Origin of the sequence: Streptomyces olivaceus (genome assembly GCF_000721235.1) — a bacterium.
Classification (GTDB): domain Bacteria; phylum Actinomycetota; class Actinomycetes; order Streptomycetales; family Streptomycetaceae; genus Streptomyces; species Streptomyces olivaceus.
This window is the reverse complement of sequence record NZ_JOFH01000031.1, coordinates 15,182-36,375: the sequence shown is the minus strand read 5'-3', so window position 1 is coordinate 36,375 and position 21,194 is coordinate 15,182. Positions and strand designations below refer to the sequence as shown.

At 71.5% G+C, this 21,194-nt stretch carries 20 protein-coding genes; 10 read left to right on the top strand and 10 right to left on the bottom strand.

The genetic code is table 11. The features are described from left to right. Positions 1–27 precede the first annotated feature (27 nt). Positions 28–678 carry a hypothetical protein gene (locus IG94_RS0129485; protein WP_031043989.1) on the top strand — a complete coding sequence of 217 codons (651 nt, stop codon included), beginning with the start codon at positions 28–30 and terminating at the stop codon, positions 676–678. A gap of 135 nt (positions 679–813) precedes the next feature. Beyond that, a complete protein-coding gene (locus IG94_RS0129480) occupies positions 814–1,149 on the top strand; it encodes a DUF2516 family protein (RefSeq protein WP_031043986.1) in 336 nt (111 codons plus the stop codon). Positions 1,150–1,216: 67 nt separating this feature from the next. On the opposite strand, the gene IG94_RS0129475 is transcribed toward IG94_RS0129480, so the two are convergent. The 3 genes from IG94_RS0129475 to IG94_RS0129465 all read right to left on the bottom strand — a co-directional run bounded on the left by IG94_RS0129475 (position 1,217) and on the right by IG94_RS0129465 (position 5,205). Then, the gene (locus tag IG94_RS0129475) at positions 1,217–2,713 is read right to left on the bottom strand and encodes a PP2C family protein-serine/threonine phosphatase (RefSeq protein ID WP_031043983.1); all 1,497 of its coding nucleotides are present in this window, start codon (positions 2,711–2,713) and stop codon (positions 1,217–1,219) included. Positions 2,714–3,049: 336 nt separating this feature from the next. Next, positions 3,050–4,186 (bottom strand): C40 family peptidase, encoded by a 1,137-nt coding sequence (locus IG94_RS0129470; protein ID WP_107060727.1) that lies wholly within the window; start codon positions 4,184–4,186, stop codon positions 3,050–3,052. Positions 4,187–4,374: 188 nt separating this feature from the next. Next, entirely contained in the window at positions 4,375–5,205 is an 831-nt protein-coding gene (locus IG94_RS0129465) for an SAM-dependent methyltransferase (protein ID WP_107060726.1), read from the bottom strand. A 222-nt stretch (positions 5,206–5,427) separates the two neighbouring features. On the opposite strand from IG94_RS0129465, the gene mshA reads away from it, so the two are divergent. Next, positions 5,428–6,813, top strand: a complete 1,386-nt coding sequence (gene mshA, locus IG94_RS0129460) for a D-inositol-3-phosphate glycosyltransferase (protein WP_031043977.1) — start codon at positions 5,428–5,430, stop codon at positions 6,811–6,813. Beyond that, positions 6,806–7,345 carry a type III secretion system chaperone family protein gene (locus IG94_RS0129455; RefSeq protein WP_051159847.1) on the top strand — a complete coding sequence of 180 codons (540 nt, stop codon included), beginning with the start codon at positions 6,806–6,808 and terminating at the stop codon, positions 7,343–7,345. Before mshA ends, IG94_RS0129455 begins: the two co-directional genes overlap by 8 nt. A gap of 6 nt (positions 7,346–7,351) precedes the next feature. On the opposite strand, the gene IG94_RS0129450 is transcribed toward IG94_RS0129455, so the two are convergent. Next, positions 7,352–8,179, bottom strand: a complete 828-nt coding sequence (locus tag IG94_RS0129450; protein ID WP_031043971.1) for an AraC family transcriptional regulator — start codon at positions 8,177–8,179, stop codon at positions 7,352–7,354. Between the two features lie 49 nt (positions 8,180–8,228). Here IG94_RS0129450 and IG94_RS0129445 point away from each other — a divergent pair, with 49 nt between their 5' ends. Beyond that, positions 8,229–8,693 (top strand): DUF2000 domain-containing protein, encoded by a 465-nt coding sequence (locus IG94_RS0129445; RefSeq protein ID WP_031043969.1) that lies wholly within the window; start codon positions 8,229–8,231, stop codon positions 8,691–8,693. Positions 8,694–8,726: 33 nt separating this feature from the next. Here IG94_RS0129445 and IG94_RS0129440 read toward each other — a convergent pair whose 3' ends face one another. Continuing rightward, positions 8,727–10,025 carry an MDR family MFS transporter gene (locus tag IG94_RS0129440; RefSeq protein ID WP_031043966.1) on the bottom strand — a complete coding sequence of 433 codons (1,299 nt, stop codon included), beginning with the start codon at positions 10,023–10,025 and terminating at the stop codon, positions 8,727–8,729. A gap of 254 nt (positions 10,026–10,279) precedes the next feature. Between IG94_RS0129440 and IG94_RS0129435 the strand changes: the two genes are divergently transcribed. Beyond that, a complete protein-coding gene (locus tag IG94_RS0129435) occupies positions 10,280–11,041 on the top strand; it encodes a phosphoglyceromutase (protein WP_031043963.1) in 762 nt (253 codons plus the stop codon). A gap of 243 nt (positions 11,042–11,284) precedes the next feature. Here IG94_RS0129435 and IG94_RS0129430 read toward each other — a convergent pair whose 3' ends face one another. Next, entirely contained in the window at positions 11,285–11,677 is a 393-nt protein-coding gene (locus IG94_RS0129430; protein WP_031043959.1) for a winged helix-turn-helix transcriptional regulator, read from the bottom strand. Between the two features lie 119 nt (positions 11,678–11,796). Between IG94_RS0129430 and IG94_RS0129425 the strand changes: the two genes are divergently transcribed. From IG94_RS0129425 to IG94_RS0129410, 4 genes are all read left to right on the top strand, one after another. Then, positions 11,797–11,976 (top strand): hypothetical protein, encoded by a 180-nt coding sequence (locus IG94_RS0129425; protein WP_031043956.1) that lies wholly within the window; start codon positions 11,797–11,799, stop codon positions 11,974–11,976. Further along, positions 11,976–14,747 carry an AAA family ATPase gene (locus tag IG94_RS0129420; RefSeq protein ID WP_078892473.1) on the top strand — a complete coding sequence of 924 codons (2,772 nt, stop codon included), beginning with the start codon at positions 11,976–11,978 and terminating at the stop codon, positions 14,745–14,747. The genes IG94_RS0129425 and IG94_RS0129420 overlap by 1 nt, the downstream gene beginning before the upstream one ends. Before the next feature lie 158 nt (positions 14,748–14,905). Beyond that, entirely contained in the window at positions 14,906–16,345 is a 1,440-nt protein-coding gene (locus tag IG94_RS0129415; RefSeq protein ID WP_031043951.1) for an aldehyde dehydrogenase family protein, read from the top strand. Positions 16,346–16,392: 47 nt separating this feature from the next. Then, complete coding sequence (locus tag IG94_RS0129410) at positions 16,393–16,983, top strand: antibiotic biosynthesis monooxygenase (RefSeq protein ID WP_031043948.1); 591 nt, start codon at positions 16,393–16,395, stop codon at positions 16,981–16,983. 78 nt (positions 16,984–17,061) lie between these two features. Here the strand turns inward: IG94_RS0129410 and IG94_RS0129405 are convergent, their stop codons facing one another. The 4 genes from IG94_RS0129405 to IG94_RS0129390 form a co-directional block, all read right to left on the bottom strand. Beyond that, positions 17,062–18,204, bottom strand: coding sequence for a Gfo/Idh/MocA family protein (locus IG94_RS0129405; protein ID WP_031043945.1), 1,143 nt, complete (start codon positions 18,202–18,204; stop codon positions 17,062–17,064). 168 nt (positions 18,205–18,372) lie between these two features. Then, positions 18,373–19,095 (bottom strand): alpha/beta fold hydrolase, encoded by a 723-nt coding sequence (locus IG94_RS0129400; RefSeq protein WP_031043941.1) that lies wholly within the window; start codon positions 19,093–19,095, stop codon positions 18,373–18,375. A gap of 55 nt (positions 19,096–19,150) precedes the next feature. Next, a complete protein-coding gene (locus IG94_RS0129395; RefSeq protein WP_031043938.1) occupies positions 19,151–20,056 on the bottom strand; it encodes a zinc-binding dehydrogenase in 906 nt (301 codons plus the stop codon). Between the two features lie 52 nt (positions 20,057–20,108). Further along, on the bottom strand, positions 20,109–21,191 hold the full coding sequence (locus IG94_RS0129390; protein WP_031043935.1) for an MBL fold metallo-hydrolase: 1,083 nt from the start codon (positions 21,189–21,191) through the stop codon (positions 20,109–20,111). Positions 21,192–21,194: the final 3 nt, after the last annotated feature.

Genomic DNA, 21,194 nt, shown 5'->3' with positions numbered 1-21,194 from the left:
CATACGCAATTCCGGAGGACCATCACCATGGCCATCACCGACGACCTGCGCAAGACCTTCAGCGACCCCACCCCGCTCTACTTCGCCGCGGGCACCGCCGACCTCGCCTTCCAGCAGGCCAAGAAGGTGCCGGTGCTGGTGGAGCAGCTGCGCGCCGAGGCGCCGGCGCGGATCGACGCCGTGCGCAACACCGACCCGAAGGCCGTCCAGGAGAAGGCGTCCGCCCGCGTCAAGGAGACGCAGGGAAGCCTCCAGGCCAGGGCCAACGAGCTCTTCGGCTCCCTCGACGCCGACTTCAAGAAGCTCGGCGAGACCGCCCAGGACCTCGCGCTGCGCTCGGTCGGCGTGGCCGCCGAGTACGCCGTCAAGGCCCGCGAGACCTACGAGAAGGTCGCCGAGCGCGGTGAGCACGCGGTGCGCACCTGGCGAGGCCAGGCCGCCGACGGCATCGAGGACCTCGCCGAGGACGTGGAGGACGTCGCCGTCGCCGTCGAGCCGGCCAAGCCCGCGCCCGCCGGCCCCAGGCCCGCCGCCGCCAAGCCGGCCGCGCCGGTCGAGTCCGGGCCGGTGCGGGTCACCGACGACAAGCCGGCCGCGGCGAAGAAGGCCCCCGCGCCGCGCAAGGCCGCGGCCAGGAAGAACGGCACCGCGAAGAAGACCACCCCGCCCGCGAAGTAGCGGCAGGGTGCCGTCGGCGCGAGCCGGCGCATTCCCGTGGGAGAGCGGGCCGGGCACCCTGGGGATGTCCGGCCCGTTGTCCGGGTACGGTGACCGCGTAAAGACGACCCGATTCTGGTGGTGGACGTTGTGCTGATGCAGGGGTTCGCAGGCTTGATGTGGCTGCTGAGCGTCGCCCTGATCCTTTTCAGCGGCTTCGCTTTGTTCGACGCCGCCACGCGCCGCGATGACGCCTACCGTGCGGCCGACAAGAAGACCAAGACCTTCTGGCTGGTCGTCCTCGGGCTCGCCTTCGTGGTGAACCTGATCTTCAACATCCTGTCGTTCCTGCCGATCATCGGCCTCATCGCGACGATCGTGTACATGGTCGACGTACGGCCCGCGCTGCGCGGCCTGCCCGGCGGCGGTCGCAGCAGCCGCCGCGGCTCCAGCAGCGACGGCCCGTACGGTCCGTACAACGGCGGACGGTGAGCCGGGGACGTACTGGCCGGGGACGTACTGGGAGGACGTACCGGTGTGAGCGGTCCGGCCGGGCGGTTCAGGGTGTCCGGTCCAGCAGGACCACCGCCACGTCGTCCGCCAGCTCGCCGCCGTTCAGTGCGCGGACCTCGTTGACGGTCGCCCGCAGCAACCGTTCGCCCTCCAGGCCCTCGGCGATCTGGCGGCGGACCAGCTCCACCATGCCGTCCTGGCCGAGCCGCTCCCGGCCCTCGCCGACGTGCCCCTCGATCAGCCCGTCCGTGTAGAGCATCAGGCTCCACTCGGCACCCAGCTCCACCTGCGTCCGCGGCCAGCGGCCGCCCGGCAGCAGCCCGAGCGCCGGGCCGTTGTTGTCGTAGGGCAGCAGCCGCGCGGGCGCGCCCGGACCGGCGACCAGCGGGGACGGGTGCCCGGCCAGGCACAGGCCCGCGCTGCGGCCGTCGGGGGCGATGTCGACGGCGCACAGCGTCGCGAAGATCTCCTCGTCCGACCGCTCGTGCTCCAGCACCTGCTGCAACGTGCCGAGCAGCTCGTCGCCGCAGAGCCCCGCCAGGGTCAGCGCCCGCCAGGCGATCCGCAGCTCCACACCGAGCGCCGCCTCGTCCGGGCCGTGCCCGCAGACGTCGCCGATCATGGCGTGCACGGTGCCGTCGGGGGTGCGTACGACGTCGTAGAAGTCGCCGCCGAGCAGCGCGCGGGAACGGCCCGGACGGTAGCGCGCGGCGAAGCGCAGCGGGGAGCCGGCCAGCAGCGGCGTCGGCAGCAGGCCGCGCTCCAGGCGGCGGTTCTCCTGCGCCCGCACCCGCCCCTCGGCCAGTCGCCGCTCGGCCGAGTCGGACCGCTTGCGCTCGACGGCGTAGCGGATCGCGCGGCTCAGCAGGCGGCCGTCCAGCTCGTCGCGGAACAGGTAGTCCTGCGCGCCGACCGCCACGGCCTCCGCGCCGCGCTCGGCGTCGCTGGAGGAGGTGAGCGCGAGCACGGCGTGCCGGGGCGCCAGTTCGAGGACGTGCCGCAGCACCGCCAGCTCGTCGCTGCCCTCGCCGTCGTCCTCACCCGCGCCGCCGCCCTCGCCGCCGGTGCGGACCGGGGCCGGGGCCGACAGGGCGAGGTCCAGCAGGATGCAGTGGACGTCGTCGGTCAGCAGCCGCTCGGCCTCGGTGAGGTTGCGCGCGGTGCGGACCCGGATCGGCTTGCCGGACTGGTCGAGCAGGTCGGGCACGATCGGCGAGCCGGCCGGGTCGTCCTCGATCAGCAGCAGGGTGAGGTTGGTGGGGGTGGTGCTGGAGGTGGTGCCGCGGGTGGCCGGACCGGCGCCCGCGCCCGGTTCCCGGGTACGGTCGCCGAGGGCGCCGGTGCCGGTGCTCGTCCCGGTGCTGGTGTCCGTGGGGTTCTCGCGCTTCTCCGCGGGGTGCTCTCGTCGGGCGGCGGGGTGTTCGGCCGGGTTCGTCCCGGGCGGGGCCTGTTCCGTGGAAGGGCCGCTGTCCGGGGACGCGGCGGGCGCCTGACCGCACTCCACGGCCGGGATCGCCCTCTGCCGCGGTACGGGTACGGGCATGGTCTTCGGTTTCCTTCCCTCCCCCCGAGGGCATGGCGGAGCGAGGGACCTCGCCCACCGACGGGGACCATAGCGGGTGACCGCACCGCTGCGGAATGGTCCAGGACACGCCGTCCGGCCAACGGCCACTGTCATATGCCGCGTTATCGCCCGCAGTTGGACACGTCGGCCGGGGGCCCGGAATGACGAACGTCACGCGGGGCGGGGCGCCGGGCGTGGACTGGGTCACGTGGCCCGTCTCACGCGGCGGGTGCGGGTGCGGGTGGCGTGGCCCGTGTCACTCCTTCGGTGCGGGGCCCCGGGGCCGCCGGACAGGTCCTGGTCCGCTGCCGGTGCCTAGTCCGCGGCTGGGGCCTTGTCCGCTGCCGCCGCCGGGGGCTCGTCCGCCGCGGTGGCCGGGTCCGGTCGGACCACCCCGAGGATCGGCATCGAGCCCGCCCCCGCGACGGTGATCGCGCGTCCGGGGCGCGGGGCGTGCACGACGGAGCCGTCGCCCACGTACATGCCGACGTGGCTCGCGTCGTCGAAGTAGATGATCAGGTCGCCGGGGCGCATGTCCTCGACGTCGATGTGTTCGAGCTGCTTCCACTGCTCCTGCGAGGTGCGGGGAACGGTCCGGCCGGCCGCCACCCACGCCTGCGAGGTGAGGCCGGAGCAGTCGTACGACTTCGGGCCCTCGGCGCCCCACTGGTACGGCTTGCCGATCTGGGCGGTGGCGTACTCGACCGCCTTGCGGCCCTGCTCGGTCGCCCCGGTGTCGAGGTCCTTCAGGATGCCGGACCCGAGCCAGGCGGTCTGGGCCTTGTCCTGGGCCTCCCGCTCCAGCCGGGCGAGGCGCTCCTTCTCCTCCTGCTCCAGCTCGGACTCCACCTTCTCGGCCGCCGCGATCTGCTTCTCGATCTTCTGCTGGGCGGTGGCCCTGGCCCTGCGGTTCGCCTCCAGCTTCGTGAAGCGGGCGGAGGCGTCGGCCGCGTAGGTCTCCAGGTCCTCCTGGGCACGGGCCAGCTCGCCGAGGAGGCCCTTGGCCGCGCGCTGGCCCTGGAGCACCCGGCCGGTGCCGTCGAGGAAGTCCTCGGGGTCCTCGCTCAGCATCAGCTTGGCCCCGTCCGGCAGACCACCGGTGCGGTACTGGGAGCGGGCGGCGGCCCCGGCTCGCTCCTTGAGCCGGTCCAGCTTCTCCTCGCCCTTGACGATCTTCTTGGCCAGCTCGACGATCTCGGCGTTCTGCTGGTCGGCCTTCTCCTCGGCGGCGTTGTACGCGTCCGTGGCCGACGCCGCCTCGCGGTACAGCTTGTCGAGCTTCTCGCGTACGGCTTCCAGGTCCTTGCCGGACGTGGCGGGGGAGGAACGGGGTGCGGGGGAGGAGGGTGAGGGGCCGGGGTCCGCGAACGCCGTGCCCGGTGCCGCCAGGGCCGTGACCGCGCAGACCACGGCCACGGCGGCGGTCGTCAGGCCATGCTTCCCCGTACGCATACCTCGTCCCCCAAAGGTGGTTAACCGTCGGTAACTTAGCCCGCCCGGGGATCGTGCCACGCCGGCGCGGAAAGCGACAGAGGCCGTGCTCCCCTCCTGTACTCCCCTCTCCTGTGCTCCCCTTCTGTGCCCTCCTCCTGTGCCCTTTCTCCTGTGCCCCCTCCTGCGGCTCCTGTGTGCGCGAGCCGTCACGTGCGCGGCGCCAACGCCTCCCACCGCACCGTCACTTCGCCCTGGCGCCATCGCACCGGTCCGTCCGTCACCGGCCAGTCGGCCGTCAGGTCCCGCACGGCCCGCGTCCAGCGCTGGCGGGCGCCGTAGGAGGCGTACGGCGCGGCGGCGGCCCAGGCGCGGTCGAAGTCGCGCAGGAAGGCGTGCACGGGCTCACCGGGGACATTGCGGTGGATCAGCGCCTTCGGCAACCGTTCGGCCAGGTCGGAGGGGCGGTCCAGGGAACCGAGCCGCGTCGCGAGGGTCACCGTGCGCGGCCCCTCGGGACCTAGCGCCACCCACACGTGCCGGCGCCCGATCTCGTCGCAGGTGCCCTCGACCAGGAGCCCGCCACGCGAGTGCTCCGACGCCGGCGCGAGCCGCGCACAGAGCCGCCGCCAGACACCGGCGACCTCGTCCTCGCCGTACTGGCGCAGCACGTTCGCCGCGCGGATCAGCAGCGGGGGCGGGGAGACGGGGACCTCGAAGCCGCCGTGCCGGAAAACGAGCCCCGCGCGGGCGTACGGTTCGGCCGCCGACACGCGGGCCGGGTCGATTTCGAGGCCCACCACGCGCGCGTGCGGCGCGACCTCGCGCAGCCGGCCCAGCAGTTCGACGGCCGTCCAGGGGGCCGCCCCGTAGCCGAGGTCGACGGCGACGGGGTCGGCGGCGCGGCGCAGTTCGGCGCCGTGCGTGGCCGCGATCCAGCGGTCCATGCGGCGCAGCCGGTTCGGATTCGTCGTTCCGCGCGTGACCGTGCCCACGGGGCGCGTGCCCGCGGGGCGGGGTGCTGCGGCGCGGGATGACATGGCTATGAGGGTAGTGAGGGTATCGACGGTGGTACCCGTTCCCCCCGCGGTCCCTCGTGGGAGCCGTGACCCGCCCGGCCCTCGAACGGTTGAGCGATCGGTGGTAATGATTCGGCAAAGGCCGGAAAACCGGAATGGAGCACGACCCGTCCGGTGTTCCCACCCCTTGGAGGGCGGCGCGTGTCCTTCGACCGGCATGCCCGCAGCGAGGAGGAACGGCTCGTGAGCCAGTACGTCAGCAGGCTCGGGCGTCGCTCACCGGCGGCCGCCCCGCGGCTCCGGCTGCCGCGTAGGCCCCGCCGGGTCGCCATGCTCTCCGTACACACCTCACCGCTGCACCAGCCCGGCACCGGCGACGCCGGCGGCATGAACGTCTACATCGTCGAACTGGCCCAGCGCCTCGCCGAGATCAACATCGAGGTCGAGATCTTCACGCGGGCCACCACCGCCGCGCTCCCGCCCTCCGTCGAGCTGACCCCCGGCGTCCTCGTCCGCCACGTCGACGCGGGCCCGTACGAGGGCCTGGCCAAGGAGGAGCTGCCCGCCCAGCTCTGCGCCTTCACGCACGGCGTGATGCAGGCCTGGGCCGGACACCGGCCCGGCTACTACGACCTGGTCCACTCCCACTACTGGCTCTCCGGCCACGTCGGCTGGCTCGCCGCCCAGCGCTGGGGCGCGCCCCTCGTCCACGCCATGCACACCATGGCCAAGGTCAAGAACGCCAACCTGGCCGACGGCGACACCCCCGAACCCGCCGCCCGCGTCATCGGCGAGACCCAGGTCGTCGCCGCCTCCGACCGGCTGATCGCCAACACGGAGGAGGAGGCCGACGAACTCGTCCGCCACTACGCGGCGGACCCCGCGAAGGTCGCCGTGGTGCACCCCGGCGTGAACCTCGACCGGTTCCGCCCCTTCCCCAGGGGCGCCATCCCCGGACCCGGCCAGCACGGCAACGCCCGTGCCGCCGCCCGCGCCCGCCTCGGCCTGCCCCAGGACGCGCTGATCCCGCTCTTCGCCGGGCGCATACAGCCGCTGAAGGCCCCCGACATCCTGCTGCGCGCCGTCGCCGTCCTCCTGGACGAACGCCCCGAGCTGCGCTCCCGCATCGTCGTCCCCGTCGTCGGCGGCCCCAGCGGCAGCGGCCTCGCCAAACCGGAGGGCCTGCAGAAGCTCGCCGCGCGGCTCGGCATCGCCGACGTCGTACGCTTCCGCCCGCCCGTCGGACAGGAGCAGCTCGCCGACTGGTTCCGGGCCGCGTCCGTGCTGGTCATGCCGTCCTACAGCGAGTCCTTCGGCCTGGTCGCCATAGAGGCGCAGGCGGCCGGCACGCCGGTGCTCGCCGCGGCGGTCGGCGGCCTCCCGGTCGCCGTGCGCGACGGACACACCGGCCGCCTCGTGCGGGGCCACGATCCCGCCGAGTACGCGCGCGTGCTGCGCGACTTCGCCGACCACCCCGAGCTGACGCCCCGCATGGGCGACGCGGCGGCCCGGCACGCCCAGTCCTTCGGCTGGGACAGCGCCGCCGCGACCACGGCCGACGTCTACACGGCCGCGATGCAGGCCCACCGGGACGCCCACCGGGGTCGCGTACGCTCGAACCATGGCTGAGGCGGGACGGACGGCGGCGCAGAAGGCTTCGCAGCAGGACGGAAGGACGGCGGCGGAGATCGTCGAGGAGGCACTGAAGGACGCCGAGCTGGAGTGGGAGAGCCCGGAGCCCGGCAACTTCGTCGTCAAGCTCCCCGGCACCCGCAAGCTGTCGACCACGGTCTCCCTCCTGGTCGGCCGCCACTCCCTCTCCCTCAACGCCTTCGTCGTCCGCCACCCCGACGAGAACGAGTCCGGCGTCCACCGCTGGCTCCTGGAGCGCAACCTCAAGCTCTACGGCATCGCGTACGCCGTCGACCGCCTCGGCGACGTCTACGTCACCGCCAAGCTCCCCCTGGCCGCCGTCACCCCCGACGAGATCGACCGCCTCCTCGGCCAGGTCCTGGAGGCCGCCGACGGCGCCTTCAACACCCTCCTCGAACTGGGCTTCGCCTCCGCCATCCGCAAGGAGCACGCGTGGCGTACCTCGCGCGGCGAGTCGACCCGCAACCTGGAGGCGTTCCAGCACCTGATCGAGCGCGGCGAGGACTGAGCCCCTCTAACGCCCTCCGGTACGGCGGCCGCTGCCGCGGTACCGCCCCGGAGTCACCCCGACCAGCCTCTTGAAGTGCCGGGTCAGATGGGCCTGGTCGTAGAACCCGGTGGCGCCGGCGACGTCCGCCACCGGCCGTCCCGCCAGCAGCAGCCGCCGGGCCCGGTCGACGCGGCGGGACATCAGGTACTGGTGCGGCGCGATCCCGTAGGCACCGCTGAACGCCCGTACCAGGTGGGCGGGGTGCGCGGACACGAGCCCCGCCGCCTCCTCCAGCCCGATCCCGGTGACGACCCGCTCGTCGAGCAACTCCCGCAGCCGCCGCGCGAGCACGGGGTCCCGCCGCACGGCACCCGCGTCACCGCCCCGGTGCCGCAGATGCCGGTGCAGCCGCTCGCCGATCAGCGTCAGCCGGCTCTCCGCCTCCAGCTCCTCCCCCGGGAGGGCGAGCGCGGCGTGCAGCTGCCCGACCCGCCGCCGCAGCACCGGGTCCCGCAGGTCGGGCCCGTCCACGGCCGGCCCGATCAGGTCGTCGCCGAGCCGGGAGGCGTCCAGGTACAGGACGCGCTTGCGGAAGCCGTCCGGGGTGGCGGGGGAGCCGTTGTGCGGCACGTGCGGCGGCAGCAGCGACACGGTGTCGTGCGGCGTGCCGTGCTCGTGCCGGTCCAGGTCGTACCGTACGGCCCCGTCGTCGACGATGAGCAGCGTCCAGGCGTCGTGGACGTGCATCGGGTAGGCGTACTCGGTGTAGTGGGCGTGGAAGACCTCGACGACGCCCGGCACGCGGGGGCGCCAGGCGGAGACGCTCCGCCGGTCGTTCCGCTCGCTGCCCATGCAAAAAACGTACAAGACGGGGCGGGGTGCGGGTCGGCAGTCTCACGGTATGACCACGCACGAGCAGGCCCCCGCGGTCCCCGCGGACCCCGAGGCCGCCCCCATCCGCTTCGACACCAAGATCGCCGTACTGCTGCGCGAGGACCTGGAGACCTGGCAGCGACTCAACGTCACCGCCTTCCTGGTCAGCGGCCTGAGCCATCAGTTCCCCGAGCTGGTCGGGGAGCCGTACGAGGACGCGGACGCCGTCGGCTACCTGCCGATGTTCCGCCAGCCGGTGCTGGTCTTCGAGGGCACCAAGGAGACCCTGGCCAGCGCCCATGCGCGCGTGCTGTCCCGCGCCCTGCCCCGGGCTCTCTTCACGTCCGACCTGTTCGGCACGGGCAACGACCGCGACAACAGGGCGGCGGTCCGGGCCGTCCCGACGGCGGAGCTGGACCTGGTGGGCCTCGCCGTGCACGGCCCGAAGAACGCGGTGGACAAGGTCCTGAAGGGCGCGCGGATGCACCCGTGAGGGGGCGTCGGCGGGGCACGGCGCCGGGGGCGGTCACTGGGCGCCGACCCTGCCGTCGTCCGCGGCCTTGGCCGCCGGCCCGGGAACCTCACCGGTGGCGGTGACGTACGTCTCGTCCCCCAGCCCCCGCATGAGCGCCCCGTACCCGGCCGCCGCCACCGTACCGACGACCGCGCAGATCCCCCACAGCCACTCGGAGCCCCAGTGGTCGATGACGAAGCCGGACATCAGCGGGGCGACGAGGGAGGCGACGGCCCAGGACATGGTGTACACGCCCTGGTAGCGCCCGCGCCCGTGCACGGGGGAGAGGCGGACGACGAGCCCCGTCTGCGTCGGCGCGTTGACGATCTCGGCCAGCGTCCACACGCACACGGTCAGGGCGAAGACGCCGACCGACCCGGCGAAGGCGGTGAGCCCGAAGCCGTACCCGGCCAGCAGGGACGAGACGACGAGCAGCAGCCGCGGATCACGGTGCTCGATGAACCGGGTGACGGGAATCTGCAGTACGACGATCAGTACCCCGTTGACGGCGATGGCCATCCCGAAGTCGGCGGGCGTGAAACCGGCCTCGCCCATGGCGACCGGCAGCCCCAGATACCCCTGCTGGAAGATCACGGCAACGAGGAACGACAGCCCGACGACACTCATGTACCGCCCGTCACGCAACACGCTCCACAGCGAGACGGCGGCGGCGCCCGCGCCCGCCCCGGCCACCCCCCTCTCCTCCGGCTCCGCCGGCCGCGACTCGGGCAGCTTCACGAAGACGAGGACGGCGCAGACCAGCGTCATCCCGGCCTCGATCAGGAACCCGGCGAGGTAGCTGTACTCGGCGATGAACCCGGCGGCCGCGGACGAGACGGCGAAACCGAGATTGATGGCCCAGTAGTTGAGCGAGAAGGCCCGGATACGGTCCTCGGGCCGCACGATGTCCGCCATCATCGCCTGCACGGCCGGCCGGGAGGCGTTGCTCGCCATGCCGACCAGGAAGGCGACGGCGGCGATGGCGACGGGGTCCCGCACGAACCCGAGCAGGGCGACCGACAGCGCGGTCGAGACCTGCGCCACCAGCAGGGTCGGCCGCCGCCCGAGCCGGTCGGTCATCACCCCGGCCCCCACCGACGACACGACCCCGCCGAGCCCGTGGAGGGCGGCGACGAGCCCGGCGTACGAGGCGGAGTACCCGCGGTCGATGGTCAGGTACAGCGCCATGAAGGTGGCGACGAACGCACCGAGCCGGTTGACGAGCGTGCTGGCCCACAGCCACCAGAACGCGCGCGGCAGCCCGGACACGGACTCGCTCAGGGCACGCCTGAGACCGATGACGACTGACATGGAACCCCCGAGCGGACGTACACGGCGCACCTGGGCGCCGCGCGCGAATGTAAGCGGCGAAGACCGCATGCACAACTTACAAACGCGCTCGTCGGGGAAGCCACTCGATTAACACTTCCAGTCAACCGTCCACGCACCCGACCGGGCCGACGCGGTGGGCAGGACGGTGGGCGCGACCGCCCGGAGCGGTGGGCAGAACGGTAGGGGCGACCGCCCGGAGCGGTGGGCAGGGCCCTTGGATTACGCTCGGACCCATGGCCGACGCACCGTACAAGCTGATCCTCCTCCGCCACGGCGAGAGCGAGTGGAACGAGAAGAACCTGTTCACCGGCTGGGTGGACGTCAACCTCACTCCCAAGGGCGAGAAGGAGGCGACGCGCGGCGGCGAGCTGCTCAAGGACGCCGGCCTGCTGCCCGACGTGGTCCACACGTCCGTCCAGAAGCGCGCGATCCGCACGGCCCAGCTCGCGCTGGAGGCCGCCGACCGCCACTGGATCCCGGTCCACCGCCACTGGCGCCTCAACGAGCGCCACTACGGCGCCCTCCAGGGCAAGGACAAGGCCCAGACCCTCGCCGAGTTCGGCGAGGAGCAGTTCATGCTGTGGCGCCGCTCCTACGACACCCCGCCGCCCGCGCTGGACCGCGACGCCGAGTACTCCCAGTTCGACGACGCCCGCTACGCGACCCTCCCGCCGGAGCTGCGCCCGCAGACGGAGTGCCTGAAGGACGTCGTCGGCCGCATGCTCCCGTACTGGTTCGACGCGATCGTCCCCGACCTCCTCACCGGCCGCACGGTCCTGGTCGCGGCCCACGGCAACTCCCTCCGCGCCCTCGTCAAGCACCTCGACGGCGTCTCCGACGCGGACATCGCGGGCCTGAACATCCCGACGGGCATCCCGCTGTCGTACGAACTGGACGCCGAGTTCAAGCCGGTCAACCCGGGCGGCACATACCTGGACCCGGACGCGGCCGCGGCAGCGATCGAGGCCGTGAAGAACCAGGGCAAGAAGAAGTAAGCACGCACGCGTAAGCCCCTGCCGGCGATTTCCTCGCCGGCAGGGGCTTGTTGCTGTGTCTGGGCCGTCAGGTGCGACGACGCCGGCGGCGGACACGGACATCTCTCCGGCCACCTCTCCGCCGGCCCGGACGGCGATCGGGGCTTCCATGCCCGCTGAAGCCGCACCGCGAGCGGCCGCCCGCGCAGGCACCGGTCCCGGTCCGCAACGGACCGGGTGCGTGGGCGGCATGCGACCGGCTCGTCAGGTGTCCATGTCGTCGTTCTTGGCGCTCCATTCGATCAGCGGATGCAGGACATGCATCAGGCTGGCGCCCTGTTCGGTGGGCCGGTACGTGATCTGGACCGGCGTCGTCGGTACCACGAGCCGCTCGATGAGCCGGTGACCCTCCAGCTCACGCAGACGCTGGGACAGAAGGTGGTTCGAGATTCCGGGGATCCGCGCCCGGTAGTCGACGAATCGGCGCGCGCCCCGCATCGCCGCCAGGAGCACCGCGGCGCTCCACTTCTTGCCCACGATCTCTACCGAGCGCTGAAAACTGCGGCACACGTCGTCGTCGATGTGTTCATAGCCCGCTTCCGGGCGGCTCTGGCCCGCGGTGGCGGAGGACTCATCGGGCTGTCGAGGACCGGTCATACGGTCACGATACTGGAGCGTGTCACTTTTGATGACCTGGTCATGTCCCGTTTGTTGCCTGTGATCACCGCCGTGCAGCCTTGGTCCATGAACGCACACTCGGCCTGCCACCACGCGCGGTGAACCACGGGCACGCGCTGAGGTGCGGGCTGCACCTGCCCTCTGACGCCGAACTCGCCCTGCGGTACGGCGTATCCGGGTTCGTCCTCGCCTCGGACGAGCCTGCCGACCTGAACCTCTTCGGTCACGAGGTCGCGCCGCGCGCCCGCGAACTCGTCGAGTCCGAACGCGTGACGTGATGCAGTCGGCGCATGGCGGGCCCGGTGACGGAGCCGCGACAGCGGCAGCGCCGACGGAGCTGTTCGGACGCCGCGAGGAGACCGCGGTTCTCGACGGGCTGCTTACGCGGGCCCGCGGCGGGAGCGGTGGCGCGCTCGTGGTGTGGGGCGAGCCGGGTATCGGCAAGTCAGCTCTGCTTCGCCACCTGCACGGCCGGGCCGCGGACTTCGTCCGGCTGAGCCACTCGGCCACCCGGCCCGAGTCGGACCTGGCTTTCGCGGGGCTGCACGGGCTGCTGCGACCGCTGGCCGACCGTGTCGAGCTGCTGGCGACGGCCCAGGCCGCCGCCGTGCGTACCGCGCTCGGGCTGAGCGGGGAGCCGACGGACCGCCTGATGGTCGGGGCGGCCGTACTGTCGCTGCTCTGCGGACTCGCCGAGCGGCAGCCCGTGCTCGTCGTGGTGGACAACGGGCAGTGGCTCGACGAGGCCACCGCGCTGTGCCTGGGGTTCGTCGCCCGACGCGTAGGAGCGCATCCCGTGGCGGTCGTGCTCGCCGATCACAGCGATCCGGCCGCCCGGCCCTGGGACGGCGTGGCCGACGTGCGGGTCGACGCCCTGAGCGACGAGAGCGCACGGCAGCTTCTGGCCGCCGTGGCGCCGCTCACCGACACGGCGACGACGCGGAACATGGTCCGGGAGGCCGGGGGCAACCCCTTGGCGCTGCACGAACTCGCCACGCTCGGGGGCGACTTCGACGACGCCGAGCATCGCCGGAAGCGAGGACGACCGCCCGTCGGACCGCGCCTGCAGCGGGCATTCCGTGACGGGATCGAGGCCCTGAGCCCTCCGGCGCAGTTGCTGACCGTGCTCGCGGCGGCCGAGGAGCACGGCGACCGGCTCACGGTGCAGCGGGCCGGCTGCGCGTCGGGTGCCGATGACGCAGTCTGGGAAGAAGTGACCAACGCGGGCCTGCTCCACGTGGCGGGCAACCGCGTGGGTTTCCGGCACCCCGTCGTGAGCAGAGCCGTCTACGAGGGCTGCGGTGCCGCGACGAGGCGCCGGGCTCACCGCGCCCTGGCCGCCACGATGCCGGACGAGGCGGAGGAGCGCGCATGGCATCTCGCCGCCCTGGCCCACGGACGCGATGAGGACGTCGCGCGGCTCCTCGAACGGACCGCCGTCCGCTCCCGGCTCCGCGGGGCCACGAGCACGGCGGCACGGGCGTGGTGGCGGGCCGCCGAACTGTCGGCCGCACCGGTCGACGCCTCGCAACGCCTTGCCGAGGCGGCCAGGGCATCCTGGGACGCCGGGTGGGCAGCCACGGCGGAGCGCCTGCTCGATGACGCGGAACGGCTGGCCCCCGGTGCTCACGTCGCCCGGCGGAGCCGGGGCCTGCGGGGGATCATGGAGTTCGCCCGGGGCATGCCCGAGATGGCCCACCACTTCCTGATCACCGACATGAAGCGCGTCCCGGAACCGGCAACGGCGCTGGAACTGGGCATGCTGGCCATGCGCGCCGCATGGTCCGTCGGACGCGGCGACCTGCGGGACAGAGCACTGGAACTGCTGCTCGAACGCGACGTCGAGGGCCGGACCGGATTACCCGGAACACTGGCCTGGTGGAGCGACGACGCGCCCCCCGACGCGCCGCCGGCGGACACCCCCGACCTCGGTGCTGCCGCCGCGCGGGCCCGTACGACCGTCCTGCCGTTGCTGCCGCCGACACCCCTCGCCCTGGCCTGGGGGATCGACAAGCCGATGGCGGATGCGCTGCGCCGCCGGTTACCGCACCTGCGGCGGCGCAGCGAGCGCGCTCGGCTCGCCGCCGCCCTGGCCCGGACCGCGATGCTCGACAACGCTGCCGGCCGCTGGCCGCAAGCGGAGTCCTCGGCCGCGGAGGGACTGCGGCTGGCCCAGGACCTGGGTGCCGACCACATCGCCTCCCACTGCCTCACCAGCCTGGGCCGGCTCGCCGCCGCGCGTGGTGACGAGTGCGCCGTCGCGGATACCACCGCCAGAACTCTGGAGACGTCACTACCCCAGGGCGTCCGCGCGCTGAGCGCCGCCGCGTACTGGAACCGCGGCATGGCCGCGCTGTTTCACGAGCGTCCCGAGGAAGCACTGGACAGCCTGGTGCGCCTGACCGAGCCGGGCCATGACGCGGAACACCCGACCTTCGCGCTCCTGGCCGCTCCCGACACGGCCGAGGCGGCCGTGCGCGTCGGCAGAAGCGACCTCGCGGACGAACGGGTACGGGTGCTCGAGGCCTGGGCGCGGCGCACCGGAGCGCCGTGGGCCCGCTGCGCCGCACATGTCATGCGCGCGCTCCTCGTGGGCCCCTGCGCCGAGGGTGCCTTCCGGGCCGCACTCGACGTGCCGGGTGCCCGGTCCCACCCGCTGCTCTACGCGCGCGCTCAGTTGTCCTACGGCGAGTGGCTGCGGCGGGGCCGCCGGCGGACCGATGCGCGCGTCCAGATCGGAGGCGCCATCGAGGTGTTCGACCGGCTCGGTGCCGAGCCGCTGCGCCAACGCGCGCAGCGCGAGCAGGACCTCACCGGAGCACCGGGACACCGGGGGAGCTCGGACACCGGGGCGATGAACCGGCTCACCGCCCAGGAACAGCGAGTCGCCCAACTGGCCGCCGAACAGCTGACGAATCGCGAGATCGGCGTACAGCTGCGGATCAGCCACCGCACCGTGGGCCACCACCTCGGGAACGTGTTCGCCAAGCTCGGCATCAACACCCGGACCGAGCTGAGCGACCTGCACGCCGGGTGTGAGCCGCCGTGAGCGCAGGGAGGCCGCGGCGGAGCGGGCGCACGACGCCTCCGGCGGACACGACGGATTGCCTGCCCGATTCGCCCACCGGCCCTGATTTGTAGCGTCGCTGACGTTGTCCCGCGGACCCGCGGCGAAACGCCGTGCGACGCATGACGAGAGGTCACCTCATGCCCACATCCGAAACCCTGCCCCACGCGCGCCACTACATCGACGGGCAGTGGCAGGACTCCGGCTCCCGCGGCGAGTCACGCAGCCCCGCGACCAACGGCCTGCTCGGTACCTTCGCCGACGGCGGTGCGCGGGAGGCGAGGGCCGCCGTGGCCGCGGCCCGAACGGCCTTCGACTCCACCGCCTGGTCCCGCGACCGCCACCGGCGTGCGGCAGCGCTGCACGAACTGGCCGACCGGCTCGAGCGGCGCAAGGACGAACTGATCACCCTCCTGGCGCGGGAGAACGGGAAAGTACTCGCCGAGGCGGCCCTCGAAGTCGAGGGCACCATCCCCAAACTCCGCTACCACGCGGCGCTTTCCCTCACCGACCACGGCAGCGCCGGGGAAGTGCGGCCCGGCGTGTACTCGATGACCCTGCGCGAAGCCGCGGGCGTCGCCGCGGTGATCGTGCCGTGGAACTCCCCGGTCATCCTCTCGGCGCGATCCTTCGCACCCGCCCTGGCCGCCGGCTGCACCGTGGTCATGAAGATGCCGGCGCAGACCGGCCTGGTCAACGGAGTGCTGAGTGAGATCGTCGCCGACACGCCGAGCCTGGACCCGGGCGTGTTAAACGTCTTCACCGAGAGCGGAAACGCCGGGGCTCCGGAGCTGGTCTCCTCCCCGGACGTCGACGTGATCAGCTACACCGGCTCCACCGCGGTCGGCCGCGTGATCATGGAACAGGCCGCCCCGACGCTGAAAACGCTGTCCATGGAGCTGGGCGGAAAGACGCCGATGCTCGTCTTCGACGACGCCGACCTGGACGCCGTCGTGCCCGTGCTCACCAAGGCCGTCACCATGTTCGCGGGCCAGTTCTGCATGACGGGCAGCCGGATACTGGTCCAGCGCGGCGTGGCCGGCGAACTCCGGCGGCGGCTCGTCGCCGCCCTCGAAGCGGTCCGGGTCGGGCCCGGCGACGACCCCGCCAGCGAGATGGGCGCCATGATCGACGAAGGAAACGCCCAACGGGTCGAACAGACCGTGGCCGCCGCGGCCGACTACGCCACCGTCCTCGTGCGGGGCAAGCGGGAGCGGGCGCTCCTCGGCCCGTCCCTGATCGAGGTCGCCGACGTGTCCTCGTCGATCGTGCAGCGCGAAGTGTTCGGGCCGGTCGCCACCTTCGAGGTGTTCGAGGCCGAGGCCGAGGCCGTGGCGCGGGCCAACGCCACCGAGTTCGGCCTGGCCGCGAGCATCTGGACCCGTGATGTCGACCGCCCCCTGCGCGTCGGCCGCGAACTGCGGGCCGGGACCGTCTGGACCAACACCTGGGCCATGGTCCACGACCAGTTCGAGGAGGGCGGCTTCAAGCAGTCGGGAGTGGGCCGCCTGAACGGCATCCGCGGGATCGAGGAATTCCAGGAGACCAAGCACCTCGTGCATGTGGCACCGCAGCTCTGACAGCTCTCGACGGCGGAATGAGAATCGATGACCGGGAATGAGAATCGATGACCGAGACGGACGACGTCGGCCCGGCCGACGTCACCCTGCTGACCGCGCGCGCTGTGGAACCCGGCTACGAGCAGGACTTCCGGGAGTGGTTCGGGCGGGTGACCGACACCGCCTCAGCGTTTCCCGGACACCTGGGGGACGGATTGTTCCGGCCTGCCACGGCCGCCGGGCCATGGGTACTGATCCACCGGTTCCGCGACCAGGAGTCCGCGCGGCACTGGACGACGTCACCTGAGCGGGCCGCACTGTTCGACCACTGCGAGGGCCATCACCAGAGCGAGGTGGCGCGTCGCGAACTCTCCGGAATGGAGACCCTGTTCACCACTGCGCGCGACACGCCCACGACGGCGCCGCCTCGGTGGAAGATGGCGCTCGCCGCCTTCGCGGCAGTACTCCCGATCTCCCTGATCGGCAACGGTCTTCTGGGGCCGGCGCTCCGTGCCTGGCCGCTTGCGGCGCGGGTGCTGGTGCTCGCGCTGCTGTTCAGTACGTTGATGACGTATCTGATGATGCCGGCTGTGACCCTCGTCCTTCGCCGTTGGCTCTATGCCGCCACCTCGACCGCGCGCGAGGGACCGACGCGATGACGTGGTCGGCCAGGTGGACGAAGTCGACGAAGTCGACGAAGACGTTGTCGACGTCGTCCGTCAGTGCCTCGCCCGGGGTCACGGACTGGAGTTCATTCGGTCGGGGCGGGACAGATGCTGCCGATGACCTGTTTCAGCGGCCCGGGTGATCGCGTCGAGTACCCGGTGGCGATCGAGGGCGACCGCGAAGTCCGGCGCAACGGCGGTTCCTTCGCGGAGGTCGGCGGCGAACTGGGCGTAGAGGCGGGCGACCCCCGCTGCGGGTGCGTCGAGTTGCAGGTCGGGAGCCGCATAAGCCGGGGGGACCTGTAGCACTTGGGCAGGCTCGCTGCCGCGGCACAGCGTGATGGTGAAATCGGTGAAATGGATGTAGCCCGACGCCGACTCCACACGCACACTGCCCTCGGTGCCCTGGATCTCCCATACCATCGCCGAGCCGGCGGACCGCCCGGCACTGTAGTGCAGCGAAGTGACGATCCCGCCTTCGAGAACGCCGGCGACGACGATCTCGTCCGGCGTGTCCTTCGGCAGCGACGCGCCGTCGGAGAGGCGGACGCCGTCACCGCGCTGATTGGCGACGACGGCGGACAGGCTCTCGAACGTGCCGAGCACGCGCGCAAGCGGTTCGAGCCCGTGGCCGAGCATGATGCTCAGGAGCGTGGCGCCATGCTTCGCGTCAGCCATGTACTCGACCGGCGGGTCATATCGGCCGGCCCACATGTCGTCGGTCAGATGCGCTCGGATGCTCGTGCTGAGCGGCTTGCCGATCACGCCCTGTGCGATGAGGTCGCGCAGGAAGAGGACCGGCGGGTGCAGGCCGCCCTGCAACCCGACAACCGTCCGCAGCCGCCGCTCGCGGGTAAACCCCTCCAGCGCTTCGGCCTCCGACAGGTTCCTTGCGAGCGGCCATTCGCAATAAACCATCTTGCCCGCGGCCAGCGCGTCGGAAACGATCTGCTTGTGGTCCGGCACCTTGACCGCAACCACCACCAGGTCGACCTCCGGCCGCACGACCAGAGCCTCATGCGTGTCGAAGGCGAGATCGGCGCCCAGCCGACGAGCGGTCGCGTTCGCGCTCTCCATACGAGTCGTACTGACGGCGCGGATCTGGAACGCGTCGAGCGCCTGCAGCGCCGGGACGTGAGCAATTCCGCCCCAACCCCGATCGGCACTGGCCCCGACAAGACCGACGCCGATCCGGGTATCTGCTGAATTCGTCATGAGGAAGCTCCTGCCGTGTGCAGCCCCGGCAACGCTCTCCGGGCTGCGTCACGATGATTCGTTTCCGGACACATGCGTGGGCACTCGGGCTCGCCATGGCGAGCGAGCGATTATCGCTGTTCGTGTAGCGGCCGCGGGAGTTGAGCCCGAGTGACCCGAGCGCAGGTTTTACACGTGAGCCCAGTGGGCCTCGAGTTCGCGTGCGACATCGGCCGGACGCTCTATCATCGGCCAGTGCGAGCTGCGCAGCTTGAAGACGGCACGTGCGCGGGTGGCATTGCCGAGCTCGTCGGCGAAGCGGTGGGGAAGAAACGGATCGTCCAGGCCCCAGATCACCAGCGCTGGTGCGGTCACGTTGCTCAGACCCGGCTTCCACTCCGCCCCGACCTCGATCGCCGAACGGTAAAGGGCGAGAATGCTTGCTCTCATGGTGACATCGAGATGCCGGACCGATTCGTTTGCCGCGTCGAGCGGCATCTGCGCCTCGTTGAGGCTTGCTGCGAACGCCTCGAGATCGAGGTCCGCCATCCATTGCTCGCCCTCGCCCGGCGTCTGCCAGATCTTGGCAAGATAGTGCCACGGATACTCCGGATCGATGGGTCCGCTGATGCCTGTCCAGGTCCGCACCAGATCTGGTCGGACGGACGCGAGACGGCCCGTGAGCAGAGACCCCCAATCATGACCGACCAGGTCGACGGGTTCGCCGATTTCCTCGATCTTCTCAACAAGCCAATCGAGATACTCTTCTTTCGTCGACGTGAATCCCGCCGGCAGGGGTACGCCGAACCCGGGGAGGTCGATCGTCACAATGTCTTCGCGTTGAAGATAAGGGCGGACGGTGTCCCAGAGCCGGTGGGTATCAGGTACACCGTGGACGAGGACTGCAGGCATTTCGGATTCTCCAAATGATTGTTGTCGCGGTTGATCGGTCGGCCGGTCGGCCGAGTCAGGGAAGGAGGACGACTTTGCCGTGGGTGTGGCCCGTGGCGACGAGGCGATGGGCGTCCGCGGCCTCGTCGAGTGGGAAGCTCCGGCCGATGCGTGCGGTCCATGCGCCGGCGGCGATCAGATCCAGGGCTTCCTGGACCGGGCGGTGGTCGCGGTTCCCGCTGCCCCCGGGGCTGAACGCGACGCCGTGTTGTGCGGCATCGCGGTCGGCGAGCGTCACGATCCGGTCGGGGCCGCCGAGAAGATCGACGAGGGCGGGAAGGAGCCCCTTGCCGGCGGTGTCGAGCGCGGCGTCGACCCCGCCCGGAGCGGCGGCACGGATGCGATCGACCAGGCCCGGGCCGTGGGCGACGGGGGTCGCTCCGAGACTCCTGACGAAGTCGGCGTTGGCAGTCCCGGCGACGCCGATCACCGTCACACCGCGCTGTCGCGCGAACTGCACGGCGGCGCTGCCCAGAGCACCGCTCGCGCCGGTGACCACGAGCGTGTCACCCGGGCGAATGTTCAGAAGCCCGAGCCCCCTCGCCGCGTTGTCGGCGCCGATGACGGTAGCCGCGGCCTCCTCGAAGGAAACGCCGTCGGGGATCGTCGCGAAATTGCTGCTGACCGTGTACTCGGCGTAGGAGCCCTGGGTGGCGGAGTCCGGCCACCCGGCGACGCGGTCGCCGACCACGCCCACGTCGACGCCCGGGCCGACCGCCTCGACGACGCCGGCGAACTCGAATCCGATGACGGCGGGAGCAGGCAGGCGGAACGCTCCGGCGCGTGCCTGGATCTCCGCCGGGTTCACCCCCGCGGCGCGAACCCGCACCAGTACCTGACCCGGACCCGGCACCGGTCGCAAAGCCACCGCGACCCGCAACACGGAGGGTTCGCCGAAGGAGGTGATGACGACGGCTTTCATGATGATCCTTCTCATGTACGAGGGTCGTTTGCTCGCACCGTTCAGAACGGTGTCAGGTCAGGAAGACCGGCGGATTCTCGCCCCGCTGGCGGTAGTCGGGCCGGGGCCGTTCGAGGCGGATCGACTCCAGCACGGTGTACGCGTGGTACTTGGTCTGGGTGGTGGCTCCTGCCAGCCGTTCCCACCAGAGCCGGCCGTCGCTCGTTTCCTTCTCCAGGACGTGGCGGGTGGTGTAGTTCGCCATGGAGCTGATCCAGTTCTCGGTGCCGACGAAGATCCTGTCCCAGCCGGTGCCGGTCACGATGTCGGCGAGCGCGTCCGAGCGGCTGAACCGCTCGACCGCCGCAGTCGCCCCCTCGAGCACGTCGGCGAAGTACTCCACGCACAGCTTCACCTGCTCGTAGGTGCCGTAATGCATGTGGTGCCCGCCGACGAAGTAGTCGAAGTCGTATTCGAGGATCTGAGACTGAGCCTCGTACCAGCCGGAGATGTTCTGCGAGGCGTCGCAGTGCATGAACGTGACGCTGCCCGGACTGACGATGTCCACGGCCGTGAGCACCTTCTGCTGGGGTGCGTAGACGAAGATGTTGCCGGGGCAGTGGTTCTCTCCCTTGTAGGAGAGGTGCAGGCTCACGCCGCCCACCTCGAGGACGAGTTCGTCGTCGAACGTCGTCGTCGGCACGGGACGCTTCGGGTCGGGGAAGCGCTCCAGGAGTTCCTTGGTGATGCGGTGGGCGACGATCTCGACGTCGGGACCGAACACGGAGGCCGCGCCGATGTGATCGGCGTGCCAGTGGCTGTAGATGACGTGGGTCACCGGTCGGTCGGTGACGTCCTCGATCGCCGCCAGCATGTTCTCGCCCAGCGTCGGAGGTGCGTCGATCGCGACCACGCCCTCCTCGGTCACCACGAAGGCGGCGTCGTAGCCGGCACTGGTGACCCAGTAGAAGCCGCCGCGCAGTTCTTCCACGTGGTAGCCGTACTTCTGGAAGTGCTCGCTCTGGAAATACGGGGGGTAATATCCCTCGGGGTCCAACGGGTCGTCCGCCCCCGCGCGGGGGAATCCGTAGTGGTCGATCCCGTAGAAACTCGGGGTTTCTTCGACGCTGATGGGTATCTGACTGCTCTGGCACATCGA